This is a genomic window from Roseivirga sp. (assembly GCF_965216855.1).
In the GTDB taxonomy this organism is placed as follows: domain Bacteria; phylum Bacteroidota; class Bacteroidia; order Cytophagales; family Cyclobacteriaceae; genus Roseivirga.
Window position 1 is genome coordinate 4,426,320 of the sequence record NZ_OZ244204.1, and the last position, 23,917, is coordinate 4,450,236.

Below are 23,917 nucleotides of genomic sequence, written 5' to 3' on the forward strand. Positions count from 1 at the left end.
TTAAAGTATCAAAGCCCGGTGGTTTCCGTTGGAGATTCTTCGGTCGTGTTGTCCCTGATATACATCGGGATAATACTTCCTCTGAATGACGGTGACCGATGCAGCTCCGTTCACCACGTCATTCAGAAGGAGAACATTTCCATGAAATAGGAAATGTGCGACTGAAGAATCTCCCAGAGTTTTGCAGCTAACATAGAGGTTCTTCTCATTCCTCTAGATTCCAGATGACAATGTATTGCAGAGGGGAGAAGATCCCACCTATCTGAAGGCAAAGGAGGGCTCAAAGTATCAAAGTCCGATGGTTTCCGTTGGGGATTCTTCGGTCGTGTTATCCCTGATATACATAGGGATAATACTTCCTCTGAATGACGGTGACCGATGTCGTTCAGCTCACCGCGTCATTCAGAAGGAGAACATTTCCATGAAATGGGAAATGTGCGACTGAAGAATCTCCCAGAAGTTTTGCAGCTAACATAGGGGTTCTTCTCATTCCTCTAGATTCTAGATGACAATACATTGCAGATGGGAGAAGATCCCACTTGTCTGAAGGCAAGGAAGGGGCTTAAAGTGCCAAAGCCCGGTGGTTTCCGTTGGGGATTCTTCGGTCGTATTATCCCTGATATACATCGGGATAATACTTCCTCTGAATGACGGTGACCGAAGCAGCTCCGCTAACCGCGTCATTCAGAAGGAGAACATTTCCATGAAATGAGAAATGTGCGACTGAAGAATCTCCCAGAAGTTTTGCAGCTAACATAGAGGTTCTTCTCATTCCTCTAGATTCCAGATGACACTGCATTGCAGAGGGGAGAAGATCCCATCTGTCGGAAGGCAAGGGAGGGCCTAAAATATCAAAGCCTGATGGTTTCCGTTGGGGATTCTTCGGTCGTATTATCCCTGATATACATCGGGATAATACTCCCTCTGAATGACGGTGACCGATGTCGTTCAGCTCACCGCTTCATTCAGAAGGAGAACATTTCCATGAAATGAGAAATGTACGACTGAAGAATCTCTCAGAGTTTTACACCTAACATAGAGGTTCTTCTCATTCCTCTAGATTCTAGATGACAATGCATTGCAGAAGATCCTAACTGTCTGAAGGCAAAGGAGGGCTTAAAGCCCCAAAGCCCGGTGGTTTCCGTTGTAGATTCTTCGGTCGTATTATCCTTGATATACATCGGGATAATGCTCCCTCTGAATGACGGTGACCGATGTCGTTCAGCTCACCGCGTCATTCAGAAGGAGGCCTTAAGCCGACTGAAGAATCTCCCGGAGTTTTGCACTTAACAAAGGGATTACCTGTCTGCCGCAGGCAGGTTCGCTTCGCTCTGAATGATGTGATTACCAACTTAAAACTTCAGGAGCCAAATCGTGCCAATTAGGATTGTGTTGATTGATCAGGTCAATTTTCCATTGTCTGCTTTTTCCTTTGATGTACTTCTCCCTCTGAATAGCCTCTTCTATAAATCCAAAGTGTTCCATATGCACGAGCTTGTTCAAGTTGTATTTGGCCGTAAAACTCTTGGGATAGACCTTTTCTATGTGCTGTATAATTCTGGATTGTAATTCAGAAGTTACACCTACATAAAAGGTTGTATTATGTCGGTTCGTGAGTATGTATATAGATCCTCCGAATGCCATTTGAGATGGTTTAAAAGACTAATTTAATGAAGTAGGGGATTCTTCGGTCGTATTATCCCTGATATGCATCGGGATAATACTTCCTCTGAATGACGCTGACCGATGTAGCCTTGCTAACCGCGTCATTCAGAAGGAGAACATTTCCATGAAATAAGAAATGTGCGACTGAAGAATCTCCCAGAGTTTTACACCTAACAAAGGGATTCCCAGCTTTCTGCAGGAAGTCTGGCTTCGCTCTGAATGACAGAGTCCCCTTGTTTTAATCTTTAGAAGCAGGTATGGAATGAGACGGGTTCAAACCCCATCTATTCTCCACCAGAAGTATTATTAGGCCCTGGCCTTTTAACAATATACCCATTGATCAAATAGTCCTTAACTATTTCATCTCCATCTAACAAGTAGGCCTTAATGGTACAGTTGGTATTATCCGTAAAAGTTGAAACCGGGATATTCAGACTATATATTCCACTGGGATTTACAGTCAATTCAGAAGAGTACTTCACCTGATCACCTTCCTTGTATTCAAACATGGACTTAATGTCTTTAGACTTATCGAACTGCACAACACCATTGAATAGCATGTTCATATAGCTGGTATCGACAATGATCGTGTCAATGTCATTATTGGCAATATTAATTTGAGGGGTGGTAATGGCTACAAAATTCCAGTTATCAGACTGGGAGTAATTCTTTAGATAGGTGTTAAATCCGAAAATACAACCAGCTACTACCTCTAAGATCAGGGAGTAGAAAAGCTTATTCATGTACTCCTTTTTAATTTTGAGAACTCCTACAAGAGCCAATACTGTAACAACTCCTGTTACCGCAAATAGAATAGCGCAGGTCCAGACTATAAATTGAATGATCATTGGAAGTGAATGTTTATTCTAAAGTAGCCAAATATGGTACCGTGTACAAATCGACCTGAGGGAGAGCCTGTTGGTGAACGGCTAGATGGATTAATATGGAAATGTACTTTCCTCTCGTTTTAACTGAAATGTTATTCCCTATGGTTCTACGTCATTCCCGCGCAGGCGGGAATCTCTAGCGGATTGCACTGAGCCAAAAGAGCCCTCATCTCCTGTCTTCCTCCATGGGTGGAAGACGGTACCAAGTGCTGTTAGAACCAATGTCGTTTAACACTTGCAGCATGTGCTGTCCCTCTCCGGTGGGGAGGGATATATGGGTGGGGCTATTAATAAAGGCCTCAGTTAGATGCTTATGCCAGGTTTGTAACGATGTTGTAATGCACTTGCTCACTGAGCCTTTCTTCTTGCAATAATGAAGCTGATCGAGATCTAGAGCACCTCCAAAGACTCTCCAGCTTCAAGTATCACTTCTTTAGTTTCTCCATTCACCATTACCTGAACGTGTTGTGATACGGGTGAAAGCAGAACAAGGCTGCTGGCTTTGCCATCCTGCCATTCAATATCTACTGTGATATTTCCTCTGGCTTTGAGTCCTTTCACCTGCCCTGAAGGCCAGGACTCCGGTAATGCCGGAAGAATTCTAATGAGTTGGTCCTCATGCGATTGAATCAGCATTTCCGCTATTCCGGCTGTGAGCCCGAAGTTACCATCGATCTGGAAAGGAGGGTGCAAGTCGAACATATTGGAAGCCATGGACTTACGAAGCAAAGCTAATATGTTTTCGTGAGCCAGATTACCTTCCAGAAACCTGGCCTGCAGGTTGATCAGCCAGGCACGGCTCCAGCCGGTGTGCCCTCCACCATGCTCCATGCGGTAGTCCATGGTTTTCTTGGCTGCGGCTACTAAATCAGGAGTTCTCTGATTGGTAATCTGGTTGCCCGGATGAAAAGCATAGAGGTTGGACATATGTCTGTGTCCCGGTTCCGGCTCTTCATATTCCTGATCCCATTCCAGTATACGTCCGTCACTTCCTAACCTGATACCTGGTCGGAGTTGAGTAATTTGCCCGGCAATCTTTTCAGTCCATTCGTTTTCTACTCCAAGAATTTTGGCACCCTTCAGGTAGTTGGTGAATACCTCATGAATGACTTGCTGATCTTTGGCACTGCCCATTACCAAGGCGGCATGATCGCCCTTTGCATTGATGTAGCTGTTTTCGGGTGAAGAGGAGGGAGCGGACACCAAAGAGCCATCCCGTGGGTCAACGGTTAGCCAGTCACTATAAAACTTGGCTACTTCCTGTATCGCTGGAAATGCTCGTTCCTTCAGGAAATGTTTGTCTTGCGTAAAGAGATAATGCTGCCAGTAGTGCTGCATTAACCAGCCACCGCCACCCATTGAACCTCCCCAGTAGGCCTGGTTCGACCTGAGGAATGTCGGTGCCCATAAGTCCGTAGCATGAGGAATAAAGGATCCTCTGCAACCAAAGTTTTCCATGGCTCCTTGCTTTCCATTTTCCACTAATTTGTCGATGAAGTCGAATAGAGGACTATTGAGTTCATCGAGGTTAGTCACATTCGTAGGCCAATAATTCATCTGCAGATTGATATTCAGATGGTAGTCATTATTCCATGGCGCCACGATGTCTTTGTTCCAAATGCCCTGAAGATTGGCAGGATTGGCTCCGGGGCGGGAAGAGCTGATCAAAAGGTACCTGCCATAGTTGAAGAGTAGCTCTTCAAGGCCAATGTCAACACCTCCATCAATAACAGCCTGGAGGCGCTCATCCGTTGGCAGGTTTTGTGACGGATTAGCAATGTTTAGCTGCATCCTGTTATAAAGCGATTGATAGTCTTCTACATGAGCAGAAAGTAAATCATCAAAGGATCTGGCGCTTACTTCTGTCAGGTGTTTCTGGTTATGCTCTGAATAAGCTTCATGATAAAAGCTGGTGGCACTGACAATATAGAAAGTTGCCTTTTTCACCCCTTTCAACTCAATGGAAGCATCATGATAAATAACTTTTCCACCTTCGTGCCTAAGCTTGACACGAGTATCGAACTTCACCCCATGAAGAACAGGCGTGGCCTTTCCCTTGAACTGCCCTCCATACTGAGTGACCTCTCCCTGCATCACAAGGGTGTTATCCTCAACAAAAGAAATAGCCGTAGCATGTCCCTCATCTTCGGGTCTGGTCATGGTGATTACCGCAGAAATTCCTTCTTCTCCTTCTGCTGTGTATTGCATAAAAATCCCGTCATCCGGATTGGAGGTAAATACCTGCTGACGAATTGAGCTATTTTCCAGTTTGTAGGATGATTCGAATAGGGCAGTTCTTAAGTCAAGCGAACGTGTGTAGTTTGAGTATTCATTCGAACCGAAATCTATCAACAGATCGCCCATGGTCTGGTGTGACTTGGTGACAGATTTGGTGAGGAATTTCTCAACGAAAAGCGCATCGGCCTTTACATTTTCACCTTCAATAATCAGCTGACGTACTTTTGCAAGGTCTTCTGGTGTGCCGTCCGGGTTATCCCAGCCATCCTCTGCCGGCCATAGGCTGTCATCATTAAGCTGAAGCCTTTCTCGGTTAGGGTCACCAAATACCATAGCACCGAACCTTCCATTACCAAGAGGGAGTGCTTCTATCCATTCTTTGGCTGGTTGCCTGTACCAAAGGACAGATGAGTCATCGGGTTGAGCCACTTCGATTCCCGGAGATGTCTGTTTAGAACTGCAGGCTGACAGGAAAAGGCTGGCTAATAGGGCTATGGTGAATCTATGCATGGTTGAGTTTTAATCTATCGGTCGAGGGTCAGGTTTTGCGTTAGCAAAGGACAGAGATGGAGCAATAACTGATACCTGCTTACTGACATAATACCAAGTTTTTAGTGCCGCTGTTAGGGTTCCAGTCACCCCTGCGCCAGTAGAAAGTTTGTCTATCTACCAGTATGAGATGCCATTTTACTGGATGGCCAAGATCATCTGATCTTTTTTCGTCCCTGATACCCATAAACAGACTGTTTTCCGTGATTGAATGTATATCATATACATAATGATTCACAGTGTCTGAATCTGATAGCTTCGAGTCCGCCAAAAGGGTCATATTTGGCTTATCAAAAGTGAGGGAAAGAAAGGCTGTACTACAGTCCTCATCCTCGTATCGCCATTTGCCTTGTTCAAGTATTTCTGAAATTATATTAAGATTGGCTCTATCTGTTGTATTTAATCGGTTGTAAGCATTGGTACAGCCATTAACAGAAGCTAACAGGAGTATCGCTGTTGCCAATAAATACACTTTCGATCTAATCATTTTCTTACTTCTGGATTCTGTTTGTTCAATACTTCGTTACCCCGGGAGTAGGAATAGGATACATTCCATTGGCATCCGGCATAGTTGGAGGATTATCCTTCCATGTCAGTTCATCGGGCATGATTTGCATGTCTACATTGAGTGCCTGATCCCATGTGATTACCTGTCCGGAATAGGTGGCCATTCGTCCCATAATAGCTGTTAGGGTACTTTTAGCACCATATTCGCCATTAGAGATTACATCGCCATTGCGTATGGCAGCAAAGAGTTTGTCATGTTCCACCTGATAAGGGTTAGGATTGTCGCCATCATATTTATAGCTGGTCTCACCGGAGAGCGTTTTAATTTCTCCAGGGCCGGTATTTACGGAGCCTTTGGTACCCTGCAATACTTCATTGACGCGGGACATAGTACCTGGTTGATGTCTGCACTGGCTGGCAATTACGGCTCCACTGGCATAGGTAAATTCCACAAAGTGGTGGTCATAAATTTCACCATGGTCTTTTCCATTGCGCACCTGTCGACCACCCATTCCCTGGGCAGAAACAGGGTAGTCGCCAATGAACCAGTTGGCTACATCAATATTATGAATGTGCTGTTCGAGGATGTGATCACCACAAAGCCAGTTGAAGTAGTACCAGTTTCTCATCTGGTATTCCAGCTCGCTTTGTCCCTGTTGACGAGGTCTGACCCACACACCACCGCTATTCCAATATACCTGACCAGAGGTAATCTGACCTATGGCTCCCTTTTTTACCTGATTGAGCAACTGGAGGTATTTGTCTTCATAATGTCTTTGCAAGCCTACAACCACATTCAGCTTTTTCTCTTTGGCGATTTTGGCTGACTTCAGCACTTTACGAACACCGTAGGCATCAGTAGCCACGGGTTTCTCCATGAACACATGCTTATCGTTAGCAATGGCATATTCAAAGTGAGTTGGTCTGAACCCGGGAGGGGTGGCCAGAATGACAACATCGGCCTGATCTATGGCCTGGCGGTAACCATCGAGCCCAACAAACCGATTCTTTTCCGGTACATTGATTTCCTTTTCTCCATCAAAGTGATCGGTAATGGCGGAAAGGCTTCCATTCAGACGATCTTCGAAGGCATCGGCCATGGCAACCAGTTCTACGTCTGCATCGGCTGTGAGGGCCTGTACGGCAGCACCAGTACCGCGTCCACCGCAGCCCACCAGTGCCAGCCTTAGTTTGTCGCTTCCACTGCCGTAGATTTTACCGTGCATCCCAGTAGGGAGGATGAGCAGCCCGCCAGTGCTGAGAGCGGCTGCTTTACAAAAGTTTCTTCTCGATTTATTTTCCATAGTTCAGGTTGATTTGTCTTGTATTTTATTTACTTGATCCTCTATTGATATCCCCAATACTGACGCTGCTCTTCTTCAGAAGGGGTGTACAGTGGTCTTACAATTCTGAAGCCTACAAAAGGCGCATCGGTGTGCCACCACAGGCTTTTAGGAATTTGAGGATCTCTTTTCTTCCATGATTTATCTGAGGCTTTGCGGGCGGCACTTCTCAGGGCATCGGCTTCATCTACCCATGAACCACCTCTGACTACTCTCGGGTAAGTTTTTACAGGAACTACCCAGGGGTTCTGTCGCTCGCTGGTCTGATAAGTTGATTGATAAGCATCCAACGTCCATTCAGCTACATTGCCATGCATATCGTACAGACCCCATGGATTAGGCTTCTTTTCACCTGTCGGATGGTAGGCCTCTTCACTGTTGTCTTTGAACCATGCATATTCACTGAGTTGGCCGGTGTCATTGCCGAATGAATAATCGGTTGTTGTTTCCGCTCTGGCAGCATATTCCCATTCAGCTTCGGTGGGAAGCCTGTAGAAATTACCGGTCATGGCTGAAAGCCACTCGCAGAACTTGGCAGCGGCCAGTTGAGTCATGCCAATGGCAGGGTACCCATCTGTGCCCATACCGAAGCTCATATCTACATAAGGGGTAGTTGCTCTGGCAACCGCATCGACTTTGATTTTGACCTCCGTGCCTTCCAATTGCTGAGGTTGCTCAGTATCCAGGTTTCTTTCACGATACAGTCGATAAAGATTCCAGGTAGTTTCATACTTCGCCATCCAGAAAGGAGATACCTCAACTTGATGTACAGGCTGTTCATCCGGCTTATTAGTACTTCCCATAGTAAAGGAGCCACCGGGAATTGCAATCATTTCCACTTGCATGTCGGTGCCGGGAATGGACTGATGATAGTTTTCGAATGGCTGGTCAGTTCTGATTGAAAAAGTGAGTACCAGCAGGCTAAAAAAGTAAATGAGCTGTTTCATTCAGGTTGATTCTCCTGAAATTAACAAAACTGTAGAAATGTCCTGCCTTTACAGTGGTCAGAGTATATCTATAAAAGACTGATCTGCCTTTGGAAAATGGTTTGCTTTTGAGCTTTGGTAATAGCCTCTTTTGAACTCCATTCCAAAATAATGGGAGGTGTCTCTGAAGGGCACATAAAAACCTTCGGGTACCTCTTCGCTGGATCCGGTGGAGATAAGCGCAGTAGACTTCCCCTTTAATGCTTTACCTGTTGACTTGTAAAGATCGGTCAGGTTAGTCATTCTATCGAAGAAAACTTTCAGCTGAGCACTCATGCTATACCAGTAAACGGGAGTGGCAAAAATGATGAGGTCTGCTTCTTTCATCTGTTCGATGATTTCCGGGAATTGATCTTCTTCTGAGTACTCTTCATCATAGTTGTACTCTTCAACCCGCCAGTCGAGAAGGTTGACCAGTTTGAAATCTATATCCTTTAAAAGCGTATTCACCAAATCGAAGGTGTCACCATCGCCTCTTGCGCTTCCCAGTATAACCAGTGTATTCTTTGTATCCCTGACCATTTACTTTTGCTTAGCTATGGAATAGAGGTCATTGAGTGTCCTTATAGTTCCAATGGTTCATGTTTTTCCTGTAATTTCTCAAACCTAAACCGGGGCTTGACGTGTTTAGTGATAAATTGTATCGTCATGAAAAAGCTTGCAACATTTTGTATCGGTCTGTCATTTCTGAGCCTCTCATGCTCGGCAGAATCGGTAAATACCCCATCTAAGAATCCAGAACAAGCTGCAGGAGTAAAGGCTGAGCTGGTCAATGGAGACCTGAAGAACCCCTGGGGAATGGCCTTTTTGCCTGATGGTAAAATACTGGTTACAGAGAAAGAAGGTAGAATTGTATTGCTGGAGGATGGTGTGATTATCAATGATGATGTATCAGGAGGTCCTGAAAGCGTAGTGCGTGGTCAGGGCGGCTTGCTGGATATTGAATTACATCCCGATTTTGAATCCAACCAATGGGTGTATTTTACTTATGCCAGTGATGAAGGTTCAGGCAGTGGTGCTATGACAGCATTAGCCAGAGCACAGTGGAACGGTACTTCGTTTGAAAACCTGCAACAGCTCTACAAAGGCTCACCCAACTCCACAGCAGGTCAACACTTTGGTAGCCGCATTGCATTCGATCGTGAGAATCATGTCTACTTTTCTATTGGTGATCGGGGTAATCGCGATGTCAATCCACAGGATATTAGCCGTGACGGGGGCAAGGTGTACCGATTGAATGATGATGGCAGTATTCCGGCAGACAATCCCTTTGTGGGTCAGAACGGAGCTAAGGAAGCTGTTTATTCCTACGGACATAGAAATCCTCAGGGATTGGCTACTCATCCGGAAACAGGAGATATCTGGGAGCATGAGCATGGCCCACAGGGTGGTGACGAAGTGAACCTGATTAAGAAGGGGGCGAACTATGGCTGGCCGGTAATCACTTATGGTGTGAACTATGGTGGTTCTCCCATTACTAACGAAACTGCCAGAGCAGGGATGGAGCAGCCTGTGACCTACTGGGTACCCTCCATTGCGCCTTGTGGTATGGCCTTCGTTCAGAATGGCAGATATGAAGGTTGGGACGGCAACCTGATTGTAGGTTCACTGAAGTTTAGCTATCTGGTGAGATTAGTTCTGGAAGATAATCAGGTAGTTAGGGAAGAAAAGATTGCTGAAGGTATTGGCCGCGTGCGTAATGTTGAAATGGGCAACGATGGCTATCTGTATGTAGGGGTAGAAGGAGGAGGACTCTACCGATTGGTCAATGAGTAATCTATTAAAAAGCTTTAAAGCCCTTTTTCAAGGGCTTTTTTTATGAACATTGGTCAAATTTCAAATCACCGAATTACCCCCTTTCTTCAACTCTGCCATCGGCATGTTTGGCGAAGCGACCTTTAGCAGGATCATGCGTATGGGCATGTGACGGCCAGGGCCAGCCACCGAATTGCGTGCGCTGATATTCCATCATTACCTCCTGGATCTCCATATTCGAATTCATCACAAAAGGGCCGTAAGTAGCTACCGGCTCACCGATGGGTTTACCTTGCAGGAACAGGAATTTAGCAGACTGATTTCCGTTTTTAATGGTAGTGCTTTCTTCTGCGTTGAGTTTAACCACATGCATATTGGGTACTTCAGCTCCTTCAATTTCAATATGATCTCCGCTCCATAGGTAGAGACTTCTGTTGGCTTCAGCGCTACTGGCTGGTATAGTCCATTCAGCGTTAGCTTCCATATCAATCATCCAAACTGCCACATGATTATCTGGTTGAGCAGCAAAGGAATCCGGAGCGGGAGCGTAGCGTTTTATATCACCCAATTCTCCACAAATTACCTTTACAGAGGTCTTCTTGCCCTGATCATCGGTGTGATGATAGAATGGGATGTCTTCATGCCAAAGCATACCAAAGTAAGCATCGACCTTTTTACTGGCTTTTGGAAGATTGAGCCATATCTGGAATAACAGCAGGGGATTGTCTTCATCATCTTTCAAGAGCGGGAACATCTCGCTATGCTGAACACCAGCTCCGGCAGTCATCCATTGTACATCACCATTACCGAATCTTCCGGCTGCCCCAAGAGAGTCTGAATGATCTACCAATCCTTTCTCAGCAATAGTAATCGTCTCAAAACCTGCATGAGGGTGCGCAGGGAATCCAGGTACTGTGTCACCGTGATACATACTCCACCCATCTTTTCCACTAAAGTCTGACCCAATGGCTCGGCCTGATGTTCCGGTCGATGGGCCTAATTGACCATTACCCTTGGGGTAAAGGTCGTTGTGAAAAGCACAGAAAAGAAATGGGTCTTGTGTTTGCCAGGGAAACTGAAGTCTCTCGATTCTTTTGATGGAATTGCTCATGGTGAATTCTTTATATGTCGCAACATGTAAAAATGGAGGAAAGTTTTAGCATTTGTTTAAAATTGCGGAAATCTTCTGTCATAAAACAGTTTTGGGTTTGTCTGGTTTTGCTTTCATGAAAAATAAGTGGGTAAGTATTCTTCTTTTGGCTCTGCTGTTGGCTGCTTGTGCATCAGGTGATAAGACTCTTGCTGAAAAACTGGTCTATTTAAAAAGGGCCAATGGGAACTTTGACCTCTATTCATCTGATGTTTTGGGCCAATGGGAAGAAAGGCTAACTACCAATCCCGGTTTTGACTGGCAACCCTACTGGAATGCAGGTTTGGGCAAGATGGTGTATTATACGGATGATACTTCTGGTCATTTTTCGGTAGTGGCACGTGACCTAAGTTCAGGACAGACGGATACACTGCCTAATAGCCAGCTACCCAATTTCAAGCTTTCTCCCGATGGACAGACCATCTTCTACACCATGGCTGACGGTGATGTGAGTAATATCTGGAAGTGTGACCTGGATGGAAATAACCGTTTTCAGCTGACCAATACTAACAGTTACAATGGTCGTTTTTCCATTTCTTCTGATGGTGAAAAGCTGGCCTTTATTTCCGATCGAACAGGTTCTAATGAGCTGTATTCATTACATATTGCTTCAGGAGAGTTAAAGCAGTTAACCGATAATCAACTCATAGAAAAGTATAATACATGGTCGCCTGATGGAAAGCGTATAGCGGTGACGATGCGCGAGGAGGGAGAAGATACCAAAGAGGATATTTACATTATTGAACTGGAATCCGGAAATATAACTCGCTTGACATCTACCCCGTATGCAGAACAAGAGATTTCCTGGTCTTTATCAGGAAAGAAGATTGCTTTTCATGGCACATCCGAAAACGATGGGGATCAGATTTACACCATCGATATAGCTGATGGTAAGTTTACCAAAATTACTTCAGGAGACTTCTATCATGGAGAACCAGCCTGGTTACCGGCTAGTCACTAACGAATTTGCCAGGGATCGTAACTAAAGCTCAAATAGTAGAAGGCATTGATCTCCGGTCCACCGAAAGTATTGTATTGATCGATGTTGTGGACATTGTTGGCACCTAGTCTGATCGCTGACTTAATTTCCGGTATTCTATAGGTCAACTGTAAATCGAAAGTAGAGAAATCGTCTACGGAGCCATCTGCAAATGGACTTTGCCATTCGAAGGTAGTTCTTGATCTCCAGGTCAATGAAGCTGCTAAAGCACGACTTATTCTGGTATGACCTACTGTCACATTCCATTTGAACGGAGGGGTGTTGAAGCCTGGCACAACAGGATCATCTTTTTCTCTGATGATATCAGCATAGGCTGCATTGACAGAGAAGTTCAATCCGGTCGATCCGGTGATGTCATACAGGAACTCGATTCCCTGGGTTATAATTGTTTTGCTTGAATTGGCTGTTACAAAGATTAGGTCATTAGAACCCAGGCTGCTGGCCTGTTCTACCGACCTTTGTAGGTCTACCTGCGGGCTGGTTTGTGGTTTAATGACTCTAATGTTCCCTATGAAGTTCTCATAGTAGTTTCTGTAGATCGTTACTTCAAAAATCCTTTTTTCTTCCACCAGGCTTCTGTAACCAATTTCGAAAGTAGTGACCTGCTCAGGCTTAATTCCACTGAAAATATTCTCCGGTATAATGCCATCAGTCACAGTAGGCAAGAGGTCAATTCTCGCAGCTTCTACGCTGGAGCCATTTGTGTTTACTTCCTCAAATACTCTTTCATTATATTCTCTGATCACATTATCATAAAAGGCATTACCTCCTAAATCTAAAGGATCAGTGATGTAGCCAAGGCCACCCACAACACGCTTATCACCCAGGAATTGATCCTGAAATTGTTCTAACACAGTAGGAAAGCGGTAACCTCTTAGGGCAGAGATTCTCAGGTAATGAATGTCTTGCAGTTGGTAAACTCCCGATAATCTTTGACTGAGTTTTCCATCGAAATTTTCATTTTTATCATAACGTAATGAGGCGGTCATCTCCAGTCTTGGTGCCACTTCCTTCTGAACTTGCCCATAGATGCCGTATTCGTAATTGGTTATGTCATTCATGTCACTATCCGGGAAGACAGCACCCTGGGTATCTGGATCGTAAAGCCTGTAACTGGCACCAATCAACAAATCTTTGAAGAACTCCTGTTGGTCTTTAAAGTTATACTGAATGTCGGTATGATAGAGCTTTGATCTATCAAATAAGGTTACTCCACGGCTTTGATCGAATGTTTCTGTCAGTACGGACTTCAGAGAATCGAAACGCTCAGTTCCCGGTTCAAACCTTGGCAAGTACCCACCTACAGTGTTGGTATTGGCAAAGTCTCTGGCTCTTTCGTACCGAAAAATACCTGTTGGGTTGGAGCGATAAAATTGTTGGAACTGGTTGAACCAGACATTATCGGGTTTAGCAATCTGATTCATAGCATCTGCTAAAGCACCTACATTAAAACTGGTTCCTGCATCCTGGATGGTTGTATAAGCCCTGAAAAGGAAGTTGGGGCTTTTCAGTTCAAACTTATGTTGTTGTACTTCAAAATCTCTGAGCTTGAACCTGTCAATACCGGAAATCATGGCATTGGTCTTACCATATTGAGTCAGGAGGTAGGCTCTGAGCTTGTCGGTAATTCTATATTCCAATTCGGCATTATACTTCAGGTTACTGGCTTGATAGTCCACCAGTTCTTCTTCTCTATAGCCGTTTCGGGTAGCATAGAAAACTGAATCGACAAAGCCACCCGTACCGCCATTCGCGGGAATGGGTAGAGATACAATGGCTGCCCGGTCATCTCCATAAACGTTGATTCCGTCAATACTTTGATTGTCTTTATTGTATTCTGTTTCATAGGGGAAACCAGCGCCCTTATTTCGGTAGTTTCTGGCATGAAAGTCTACTCCCTGCCAGGCCGTAGCACTTACTTTAACACCAAATTTATCGTTGAAAGAAACGGCATAACGTGCAGATAGCTCTGAGATAAAGTTGTTCAGTCTAAAGAAGTCTTTGTTGGTCTTTTCAATGGCTGCTGTTGCGCCTTTGGCCGTAAAGCTGAATCCGGGATAGTCGATTGGGCTTCTGGTATTAATGAGAAGCACACCATTGAAAGAGGAGGGACCATAAAGGGCTGTAGAAGGTCCCGGCTGTACTTCCACGCTTTCAACATCTAATGAACTTGGTCCGATAATATTTCCCAAAGAGAAACCGAGTCCTGGCACCTGAGTGTCTATTCCATCAATAAATTGTCTGAATCTTGGGTTTGTACTGGAGTTAAAGCCCCTGGCATTTACCGTGTTAATGACAGTACTCTGAGTTGTCAGGTCAATACCCTTCAGGTTACCAATAGCGTCATAATAGTTAAAGGAAGGAGTGTATTGAATCTCCTTTAAACTCATTCTGACCATTTCAATAGGCATACGAAGCTCTTCTTCGGTGAGCTTCTGGCTTGTGAATTCAAAGCCTTCTACATTGAAGATTTCTTCTCTTAATTCAATGACCAGGTTGTTCGTCAGGGCTTCTACCTGTACTCTTTTGGTCATGTAGCCTATTCGTGAAACTTCAAGATTATAAGGAGCCTGTGTTTTGACAATTATGAAGAATTCACCCTCTTCAGTTGCTGAAACACCATTGGTTCTACGGCCTTGTGCATCAATTTCAGCAATGGTGGCAAAGCCCACAGGCTCCTTAGTGACTGCATCAACAATTTTTCCCCTGATCCCCTGAGCATATAGTCCACTTGTGAAGAAAGTAAGCAATAAGATAAAGCTGACTTTGCCAGTGAGCTTTATCAGTTGATCAGATGTCCTCATGTTTTAAAGGTTGTATTGGTGATTAGCTCGACAATTTAATTCTAAATTATATCATTGACCTAATTTAAAGTTGGTGCCCGGTAAAGCGTTAGGGTTAACTCCTTTTAAATTACCATTATAGCCATTATTGATACCGTTGATAATTACATTGGCTAACATGGCATTACCTGCAGGATTCAGATTAAGTCCATCGGCTGAGAAAATACCAAACTCACTAATCAAAGGCTCATAGAATACACCATCTATGGTAGTACCCTGAGGCGAGTTGTTGAGCACTCTGTCGTAACCTTCATACAGGGTATCGAAGAATGCTTTGGTATCAACTACTACCAGGTTACCATTAGAGGCAGCAGCTACATCAGAAATGATCTGATTGAATGCAGCAATCTTGAGGTTGATCAGTTCAGCTTCGGCAGCGGTGATGAACCTATTATTAGGTACCGGGTTGTCGAAGTTTGAACCATATCCTGTTCTCAGAGCATTTTCATTTTCGTAAATGAAGTACTCATTACTCATGGCATGTCTGATTTTCGGCAGTTCTTCACCATTATAATTGACATCGGCAAGGGTTGGGTCTTCATTAATAATACCCCAGTTACCTCTGTTGTCACCAGCAAAATCGAATAAAGGACGTCTGTCTTCAGATGGAATATTCGGATTCTGGGCGTAATAGGCTAAAAGCTTGTTATTCAGTGTACTGGCTTGTGATCTTGCGGTGCTAAGAGCAGGAGTTCCATCGATATATGGTGTAAGGTCATACTCAATTCTTGAGAAAACAGGGAATTGCAAGATTGAAGGAATATTTAATAAGACACCCTTTCTGTTACCATCAATCAGCGTATTAGCCAGGTCTTCCAGTTGTGATCTGAAAAGTGCTTCGGAAGGAAGATCACCGAATGTTAAAGCATTGGTGGTGGCTACTTCTGCATTGCCGGCTGCACCATTCATGGCAAAGTTGATAATATCTTCATATCCCGCATCAATGATCATAAACGTTGATGTGCTCTGATCAAGTTGGCTCATCAAAGAACCAGACAGAGAGGGGTAGAAGGCATTGAGGTAGCTATTGTTAGGCGATGTTCCTGTAATATCTCCCAGGCTCATACCAGGAAAACTGTAAGACCTGAGGTCAGTAGCTCCTCCATTACCAAATGTTAAAGCCGCGCCACTAATGGTTCTTCTTTTAAAAAGAGTAGTATCCAAACTTGGATAAAAGGCCTCATAGGCACCGGTGCTTCCATTAACGTCAGCATTAAGGTAAACATTAAAACTACTGGTGATATTAGCATTAGGGCCTACCAGAGCATCCTGCTCTACGAAATTACCTTGACGTAACATTAGGTATGGCAAGTTAAACTGAGCAGTGTTAGCGGAATAGGCTCCGTCTATTGTTCCGGCAAAGCGGCTACCTCCAACAAAAGTCATTTGCGACAAGTCTGCATTTTGTGCCTCTTGAGGAGCTTCTTCGGCAGGGGTTGGAAATTCATATTCACATGATACCAGTGCCAGTGCGAAGAATGAAACGAATAAATATATTTTACTTCTCATGATGCTCTAAATATTAACGGGATTGGAATGGGTCGTATGTGAAACTGATATAATAGAAAGCATTGATTTCGGGACCACCGAAACTGTTATACTGTCCAATATTGTGAAGGTTGGTACCGCCTACACGGATGAAAGAGTTAATGCTTGGCATTCTTAAACTCATTTGAAGATCGAATGTACTAAATCCAGCTACAGTTCCATCGACAAATGCACTTTGCCACTCAAACTCTGTTCTGGATCTCCAGGTGAACTCTGCTCCAAAGTTTCGGCTGATTCTTCTGTGTCCAACCTTTACATTGAATTTAAAAGGAGGAGTGTTGAAGCCTGGAACCAATGGATCACTGGAATTTTGAATGATATCTGCGAAAGTAGCATTCACTGCAAAATTCACTCCGCTACTACCTGAAATATCGTAAAGCAGCTCTAATCCCTGAGTGATGATTTGCTCATCGGCATTGGCTGTAACGAAGAAGATGTCACTTGAACCCGGGCTGTTCGCTTGTTCAGCCGCTCTGGCCAGGTCGGAAGAAGGACTGGTTCTTGGCTTCACTACCCTAAGGTTACCAATGAAGTTATTGTAGTAGTTTCTGTAGTAAGTCACTTCAAAGATTCTTCTATCCTGAACAAGGCTTCGGTAGCCTAACTCGAATGAAGTGATTTGCTCTGGCTCAAGGCCTCTGAATCTTTCCTGACTTACAATGCCATCCGCTAAAATATTGAGGTGCTGTAGTTTAGCTCCCTGAAGCTTGGCATCTTCATCATAAACAGTTTGTGCCACTGCATCATTATAATCGTTGAGTGCATTCTGAAGGAAAGCATTGCCTTGCAACTGATAGTAGTCTGTTACTTCACTCAAACCACCTATAATGATCTTATCACCTAAGTCCTGGTTATAGAACTGCTCTCTTACATTCGGGAACCTGAAACCTCTTTGGAATGATGCTCTGATGTAGTGAATGTCTTTCAATTGATGAACAACTGATAATCTCTGACTGAATTTACCCTCGAAGTTTTCGTTTTTATCGAACCTCAATGAGGCAGAAGCTTCAGTTTTATCTGATAATTCTTTGGCGAAATCAATGAAAGCACCGTACTCGTAATTAGTGACATCATTGCCCAAAGTATCGGTAAACAGTGTTCCATTTGATTCCGGGTCGTATAGTCTGTAGCTACCTCCTGCAGTTAGTTTGCTGAAAAAGTCCTGCATTTCGGTAAGGTTGTACATACCTTCAACATGCTTTAACTCTGATTTATCAAAGATTCTGGCACCATTATCTGATACTTCACGGTTAATAACAGCTGTTCTTACAGAATCATATTGCTCCGTTCCGGGCTCGAAACGTCTGATATAGTTACCTGGGAATTGTGAATTGGCAAATGATCGGGCGCCAACGAATCCACGGCCGGCCAGATACAGTCTTCTATACTGATCGAACCATACTTCATCAGGCTTAGCTGCCTGAACGATTCGCTCTCCCAGTAGACCTACGTTGTAGGTGTTTCCGGCATCCTGCTGTGTTTGATATGCTCTGAGCAAGAAGTTTTTACCTTTCACTTCTGCCTTTTGCTGGAAAATATCAAAATCTCTTAGTGCAATACGATCATCACTGGTAATCATCGCATCGGCTTGTCCATAGAATGCCGCTACACTAAAAACGATGTCTTCATTCAGTTTGAACTGGATTTCACCATTCAATTTTAGGTTCCTGGCATTGTAGTTTACCAGGTCTTCTTCTCTGTATCCCTGACGGGTTACGTAAAGAGCGGTATCCAATACGGAGGAAGAAAATCCTCCACCCTCACCACCAGCAGGAACAATAGCTCTTGGTACAATTAACAAGGCGGCACGGTCATCTCCATAAACGTTGACCAGATTAATACTTTGGTTTTCAATGGAGTGAGTGTCTTCATATACTTCTCCAGGACCGATATTGTCGTAGTTATTGGCTCTAAAGTCAACCCCTTCGAGTATGGAGGCATTCAGCTTGATACCGATCTTATCTTTGAAAGCCACTGCATATCTGGCTGAGAAATCAGAAATGAAGTTATCTCCAAAGTTTAAGAACTTAGACTTATCCTTTTCTACTGAAACGGTAGCTGCCTTGGCTGTAAAGGAGAAACCCTGATAATCGAAAGGGTTCTTCGTTGTCATTTCCAGTACCCCATTGAATGAGGAAGGACCATAGAAGGCAGAAGAGGGACCTGGTACCAGTTGTACAGACTCAATGTCTAGCGTACTGGGCCCTACGATGTTTCCAAGGGAGAAACTGAGACCTGGTGCCTGGTTGTCGATACCATCTGTAAACTGACGAAATCGTTGGTTAGTACTGGAGTTAAAACCTCTGGTATTCACTGTGTTAATAACCACACTTTGCGTTGTGAGGTCAACTCCTTTAAGGTTACCCAGTGATTCATAAAAGTTGAATGAGGGAGTACTTTGAAGCTGAACCAGTCCGACTTTGATCGTTTCAATCGGAGCTTTGAGATCCTGCTCTGAAGTTTTGTCACTGGTGATGTAGACATCGCCCAGTTGCATATAGTCTTCTGAAAGGCGTACCTCCAGGTCTCTGGTGTATTCTTCAATTTTAATTCTCCTGGTTAGGAATCCCACAGCGGTAAACTCCAGCTCTATGGGAAGCGGTTGCGAAATACCAATCAGGAATATCCCGTTTTCATCGGAGGCTACTCCAATTTGTTTTTTTGAGCCCTCTTCCTGAACAATCGTCACATTAACGAATGGGATAGGGTTGTTCGTTGCACTGTTCACAATCTTACCAGCAACTACCTGTGCAAAGGCAGAAGAATTAAATAAGGTGAAAAGTGTGAGGAGAACAAGACAGAGTCTTATAGTAGATTTTCTCAATGTAATAGGTCGGTTAGTTTTAGTTTATAGCTAGTATTATCAATAAAAGTAAAACGGGTTGTATAGGAAAAGTAATTACCGCCTGTGTAGTTATACTCCCTTTGGTCTAAATACCTGAATCTTTTCTTCGTTGGTTTCGATGTAAGGCCCTTCAATCAGGTCAATACAATAGGGAATAGCGGGGAAAACAGCTTCGAGACATTCTCTGATGGACTTGGGTTTTCCTGGTAAATTGACAATCAGACTGTTACCACGGATACCAGCTGTTTGACGGGATAAGATGGCAGTAGGGACGTACTGCAGGCTCACTTGTCTCATCAATTCTCCAAAGCCAGGCATCATTTTGTCACAGACTGCTTCGGTTGCTTCAGGAGTGACATCTCTTGGAGCCGGACCTGTACCTCCGGTGGTGACAATCAGGGAACACTTTTCTTTATCGGCCATTTGCTTTAAGGTGCTCTCAATCAGATATTGTTCGTCTGGAATAACCTGGTGGACGGGTTCCCAACGGGTTTTGATGTAGTCATTGAGCGTGTCAATAATGGCCGGACCCGAAAGGTCTTCATATTCGCCTTTACTGGCCCTATCCGATACTGTAATAATGCCTATTTTAACTGGTGCAATTCCATCCAAATCCATACTCAAAGAAACAATGGTCTGAATTCATATCCAATGTTAGATAAGAGATTATCTGTTTATATTCGGCCATGAAGAAGCTATTCCTACTCTTTGTCATTATTCTCTTTGTAGGCTGTTCTCCTGAACCTACTTATCAGGTGGGGCAAATCAATACCCGTCTGGGTGAAATACTTATCTGGCTTTATGACGATACGCCAAAGCACAAGGAGGCTTTTCTCGAGCTGGCTGAAGAAGGCTATTATGACGATTACACTTTCAATCGTGTGATTGAGAATTTTGTGGCTCAAGGAGGTTGTCCCGATACTCCCGAAGGTTTTGCCTATTCTGTTCATTTGCTGGAACCTGAATTTGAGGCAGGACATAAACATGTCTACGGTGCATTTGGCGCAGGCAGGGATAATAACCCGGACAAACTATCTGCGGCATGTCAGTTCTATATTGTTCAGAATGAAAAGGGACTCAAGCGACTGGATGGAGACTATATGATTTACGGTCATGTCATTAAGGGAATGGATGTAGTCAGTCAGATTGTAAAAGTGGAGAAGGATAGTATTAACCAACCTATTCAATCTATTCCTTTGGATGTCAATGTTATTGAGATGACGGAGAAGGAAATTAAGGCGCTTGGGTTTGAGTTGAATCAGGTAATGGATTACTAAGTCTGAATCAGGTGGTGAGTGATTGCTTTTTAAATAGCTTTTTGGTAGCCATTAGACCAAATACAGGACCAGGTACCAGTGTAAACAGAAGCCATTCTTCGGGTAGAAACTCAGTCAGGTACTGAAGTAATTGAATACTCGGAATGGTAAGTAAAAACCCGATACTCACAGCAATAGTCAGGGCGGTTCCCTTTAACTCCACGGGTGCTGTTTGGGCATTCAGGGAGGAAAACTGGGCTGAATCTCCAATAACAGCCAGTCCCCATAAACATAAAGCAATCAGGAAGATAATAGGAGGTAGTTGAAAGAGAAAAGGAGAGATCAGGCACAGTATCCCTGAGGTGAGCAAGAAGCCAAAAGCTACTTTAGCACTTCCTTTTCTAATAGAGAAGTAACCACCTGAGATACAACCGACCATTCCCAAAGCCATGATGATGAAGGTCCACAAACTGACAGGTAAATCCAGGTCGTTTTGCCTGGCAAAGTAAGTGAGTATTAGAGGAAGAAATGCCCAAAAGGTATAGAGCTCCCACATATGTCCGAAGTAGCCAAAGGCTGCCCATCGAAACTCCTTCTTTTTAAAAACCTGAAAGGCATATCGCGGAGAAAATACGGATGTTTTGACTCTTGCCGGGCCATCACCAACAAAGAACAGCATAAGCATCCCGCCAATTACGGCCAAAACTGATGTACCAATCAGGACCGGCTTCCAATCATAGCCAGCCCCGAAATGATTCAGGAGATGAGGAAAGGCTGAACCCAATACCAGAGCACCTACGAGAAAGCCCAATGCTTTGCCAAGCCTGCCATCGAACCAGTCGGAAGCGATTTTCATTCCTACCGGATAAATTCCTGCAATGCATATACCCGTGAGAAATCGGAAGATGAGTAAAGCAGTAAAGGAATTTCCAGCCAGAAGCACCGAAGAGTTCAATGCTGCTCCTAAAACAGCCGAAATAAAAAATACTTTTGAAGCCTGAAATCTATCAGCTATAGAAGTGAGGGCAAAAAGTAATGTTCCGGCAATAAAACCCAGCATTACGCTGGAGGTTACCTGAGCTATGCTGTTTTCAGGTAATTGCCATGTCTGTTGAATTTGCGGAAGTATAGCATTGCCGGCAAACCATAGTGAGGTGCCGGCAAACTGTGCAAATACAATGACTGGTAATATATGTTTCGGTGTTGTTTTCAACTATTCTTCCAGCAAACCTGCTCGTCTTAAAAGAGCCTTTACATCCGGTTCCTGACCTCTAAATCTTTTGTATAGTGTCATTGGATGTTCAGAACCTCCGGCAGAGAGTACATGTTTCTTGAATTTGTCGGCTACTTTACGGTTGAAGATGCCGTTTTCTTTAAAATACTCAAACGCATCAGCATCCAACACTTCTGCCCATTTATAGCTGTAATAGCCTGCTGAATAACCTCCCTGAAAGATATGCGAGAATGAACAGCTCATATTGGTGCCTTCTATAGGCTGGAGTACATCAGTTTTACTCATGATTTCCTGCTCAAAATTGGCTACACTTTCAACCTGTAAGTTTTCTGTACCATGCCATGCCATATCAAGCATGCCGAAGCTCAACTGGCGCATAGTCTGGTAGCCTTCCATAAAGTTGGCTGATTCTTTAATTCTCTCGATATAATTCTCAGGAATCGTTTCTCCTGTTTCATAATGTCTTGCGAAAAGGTCGAGGCATTCTTTCTCATAGCACCAGTTTTCGAGAATCTGAGAAGGTAGCTCCACAAAGTCCCAATAGACACTCGTGCCAGAAAGGCTTTCGTATTTACCATTGGCTAACATACCATGCAGTGCATGTCCAAACTCATGAAAAAGAGTAGTGACTTCATTGAAAGTGAGGAGGGAGGGTGTGGTTTTACCCGGCTTGGTAAAGTTACAGACTATTGATACCAATGGAATGTGATTCTTACCTGAAGCGTCTTTAAACTGGCCGGCATATGAAGTCATCCAGGCACCGGCTCTTTTTCCCGCCCTGGGGAAGAAGTCAGCATAGAAAATAGCTACTTCTTCTTCATTCTCATTTTTAACATCATAAACAGTAACGTCTTTATGATATCGGTCGATACTTTTGTTCTCAATGAAGCTTATGCCATAGAGTTTTTCAGCTGTTTGGAAAACCCCATCAATGACTTTTTCTAACTGAAAGTATGGTTTCAGTAATTCATCGTCCACATTGTATTTCTCTTTTTTCAGCTTTTCTGAATAGTAAGCGAAATCCCACTTTTCGAGCTTCTCCAAGCCATCAATTCTCCTGGCGAAATCAGCCACTTCTTCCACATCTCTTTTGGCTCCTGGCTTTCCATATTTTTCAATCTCTCCAAGGAATTCCATCACTTTTTCAGGCGATTCTGCCATACGTTCTTCCAGAATGAAATGTGCATGCGTTTTATAGCCCAGCAGGTTAGCTCTTTTGTTCCGGAGCTCAACGATCTTTTTAACAATTTGCTGATTGTCCAATTCGTCACCTTTGAAGGCTTTTGATGCAAACGCTTTGGCTAGTTTTTCCCTTAAATCGCGTTTGGCAGAGTAAGTCATGAAAGGAACGTAGCTGGGGTACTCCAGTGTGATTACCCACTTATTTTCGTAACCTTTAGCTTCAGCAGTATCAGATGCCTGTTCCCTGGCAAATGCAGGTAAACCTTCCAGATCATCTTCATTTTCAAGGATGAGCTCATATTTGTTGGTTTCTGCCAATACATGTTCTCCAAATTCTAATGAGAGTTGAGCGAGTTCTACATCAATCTTTCTAAGCTCATCTTTCGTGGACTTGTCCAGTAATGCCCCATTCCTGACAAAACCCTTATAAGTTTTATCCAGCAAGGTTTTATCTTCTTCACTCAGCTCGTTCCTGTCCACTGTATCGTAAACGGTTTGTACCCGTTTGAATAGAGTTTCATTCTGTAGTATGTCGTTTGAAAACTCTGTAAGCAGAGGAGAAACCTCACGGGCAATGGCCTGCATTTCGTCATTGGTTTCTGCGCTGTTGAGGTTAAAAAATATGGCAGAAGCTCTGTCCAGCTTTTTACCCGCAAACTCGAGGTCCGCGATAGTATTATCAAAAGTGGGGGTATTCTTCTGATTAGCAACAGCCTCTATTTCGTTTTTAGCTTCCTCTATGAGTTGTTCAATGGCCGGCTTATAATGCTCGTTTTTGATGTTTGAAAACTTTGGAGGAGTATTGATATCTCCTGAAAAAGAGAGTAATGGATTCATATAATCTGTCTTTGTGTCAAAACTAATTGTTCTGGTGGAAATGCGCCTAATTCAGTCGGTTTAATGAACATGCATAGATGAATAAAATGTTT

General features: G+C 43.8%; 18 protein-coding genes. 3 read left to right on the top strand and 15 right to left on the bottom strand.

Translation table 11 applies throughout. From position 1 onward, the window contains the following. Positions 1–610: 610 nt before the first annotated feature. From ACOOEY_RS19555 to ACOOEY_RS19590, 8 genes are all read right to left on the bottom strand, one after another. The gene (locus ACOOEY_RS19555) at positions 611–772 is read right to left on the bottom strand and encodes a hypothetical protein (RefSeq protein ID WP_420386414.1); all 162 of its coding nucleotides are present in this window, start codon (positions 770–772) and stop codon (positions 611–613) included. 572 nt (positions 773–1,344) lie between these two features. Then, the gene (locus tag ACOOEY_RS19560; RefSeq protein WP_420386415.1) at positions 1,345–1,644 is read right to left on the bottom strand and encodes a GIY-YIG nuclease family protein; all 300 of its coding nucleotides are present in this window, start codon (positions 1,642–1,644) and stop codon (positions 1,345–1,347) included. A 305-nt stretch (positions 1,645–1,949) separates the two neighbouring features. Continuing rightward, positions 1,950–2,513, bottom strand: a complete 564-nt coding sequence (locus ACOOEY_RS19565; protein WP_420386416.1) for a hypothetical protein — start codon at positions 2,511–2,513, stop codon at positions 1,950–1,952. 429 nt (positions 2,514–2,942) lie between these two features. Further along, on the bottom strand, positions 2,943–5,300 hold the full coding sequence (locus ACOOEY_RS19570; protein ID WP_420386417.1) for a glycosyl hydrolase family 95 catalytic domain-containing protein: 2,358 nt from the start codon (positions 5,298–5,300) through the stop codon (positions 2,943–2,945). A 79-nt stretch (positions 5,301–5,379) separates the two neighbouring features. Further along, positions 5,380–5,826: a hypothetical protein gene (locus ACOOEY_RS19575; RefSeq protein ID WP_420386418.1), complete on the bottom strand. Its 447-nt coding sequence runs from the start codon at positions 5,824–5,826 to the stop codon at positions 5,380–5,382. Positions 5,827–5,851: 25 nt separating this feature from the next. Beyond that, the gene (locus ACOOEY_RS19580) at positions 5,852–7,150 is read right to left on the bottom strand and encodes a Gfo/Idh/MocA family protein (RefSeq protein WP_420386419.1); all 1,299 of its coding nucleotides are present in this window, start codon (positions 7,148–7,150) and stop codon (positions 5,852–5,854) included. 41 nt (positions 7,151–7,191) lie between these two features. Continuing rightward, positions 7,192–8,136, bottom strand: coding sequence for a formylglycine-generating enzyme family protein (locus tag ACOOEY_RS19585; RefSeq protein WP_420386420.1), 945 nt, complete (start codon positions 8,134–8,136; stop codon positions 7,192–7,194). 57 nt (positions 8,137–8,193) lie between these two features. Further along, entirely contained in the window at positions 8,194–8,697 is a 504-nt protein-coding gene (locus ACOOEY_RS19590; RefSeq protein WP_420386421.1) for a flavodoxin family protein, read from the bottom strand. A 126-nt stretch (positions 8,698–8,823) separates the two neighbouring features. On the opposite strand from ACOOEY_RS19590, the gene ACOOEY_RS19595 reads away from it, so the two are divergent. Then, a complete protein-coding gene (locus tag ACOOEY_RS19595; RefSeq protein WP_420386422.1) occupies positions 8,824–9,951 on the top strand; it encodes a PQQ-dependent sugar dehydrogenase in 1,128 nt (375 codons plus the stop codon). A 73-nt stretch (positions 9,952–10,024) separates the two neighbouring features. On the opposite strand, the gene ACOOEY_RS19600 is transcribed toward ACOOEY_RS19595, so the two are convergent. Beyond that, positions 10,025–11,041 (bottom strand): pirin family protein, encoded by a 1,017-nt coding sequence (locus ACOOEY_RS19600; protein ID WP_420386423.1) that lies wholly within the window; start codon positions 11,039–11,041, stop codon positions 10,025–10,027. Between the two features lie 115 nt (positions 11,042–11,156). On the opposite strand from ACOOEY_RS19600, the gene ACOOEY_RS19605 reads away from it, so the two are divergent. Next, a complete protein-coding gene (locus ACOOEY_RS19605; protein WP_420386424.1) occupies positions 11,157–12,041 on the top strand; it encodes a TolB family protein in 885 nt (294 codons plus the stop codon). On the opposite strand, the gene ACOOEY_RS19610 is transcribed toward ACOOEY_RS19605, so the two are convergent. The 4 genes from ACOOEY_RS19610 to mog form a co-directional block, all read right to left on the bottom strand. After that, positions 12,038–14,884, bottom strand: coding sequence for a TonB-dependent receptor (locus ACOOEY_RS19610; RefSeq protein WP_420386425.1), 2,847 nt, complete (start codon positions 14,882–14,884; stop codon positions 12,038–12,040). The two genes, ACOOEY_RS19605 and ACOOEY_RS19610, sit on opposite strands and share 4 nt — an antisense overlap. 51 nt (positions 14,885–14,935) lie before the next feature. Further along, positions 14,936–16,432 (bottom strand): hypothetical protein, encoded by a 1,497-nt coding sequence (locus tag ACOOEY_RS19615; protein ID WP_420386426.1) that lies wholly within the window; start codon positions 16,430–16,432, stop codon positions 14,936–14,938. A 13-nt stretch (positions 16,433–16,445) separates the two neighbouring features. Next, on the bottom strand, positions 16,446–19,295 hold the full coding sequence (locus ACOOEY_RS19620) for a TonB-dependent receptor (RefSeq protein ID WP_420386427.1): 2,850 nt from the start codon (positions 19,293–19,295) through the stop codon (positions 16,446–16,448). Between the two features lie 90 nt (positions 19,296–19,385). Beyond that, the gene (gene mog, locus ACOOEY_RS19625; protein ID WP_420388672.1) at positions 19,386–19,934 is read right to left on the bottom strand and encodes a molybdopterin adenylyltransferase; all 549 of its coding nucleotides are present in this window, start codon (positions 19,932–19,934) and stop codon (positions 19,386–19,388) included. A gap of 68 nt (positions 19,935–20,002) precedes the next feature. Here mog and ACOOEY_RS19630 point away from each other — a divergent pair, with 68 nt between their 5' ends. Further along, the gene (locus ACOOEY_RS19630) at positions 20,003–20,593 is read left to right on the top strand and encodes a peptidylprolyl isomerase (RefSeq protein WP_420386428.1); all 591 of its coding nucleotides are present in this window, start codon (positions 20,003–20,005) and stop codon (positions 20,591–20,593) included. A gap of 7 nt (positions 20,594–20,600) precedes the next feature. Here the strand turns inward: ACOOEY_RS19630 and ACOOEY_RS19635 are convergent, their stop codons facing one another. After that, complete coding sequence (locus tag ACOOEY_RS19635; protein WP_420386429.1) at positions 20,601–21,785, bottom strand: MFS transporter; 1,185 nt, start codon at positions 21,783–21,785, stop codon at positions 20,601–20,603. Further along, the gene (locus tag ACOOEY_RS19640; RefSeq protein WP_420386430.1) at positions 21,786–23,825 is read right to left on the bottom strand and encodes a M3 family metallopeptidase; all 2,040 of its coding nucleotides are present in this window, start codon (positions 23,823–23,825) and stop codon (positions 21,786–21,788) included. Positions 23,826–23,917 lie beyond the last annotated feature (92 nt).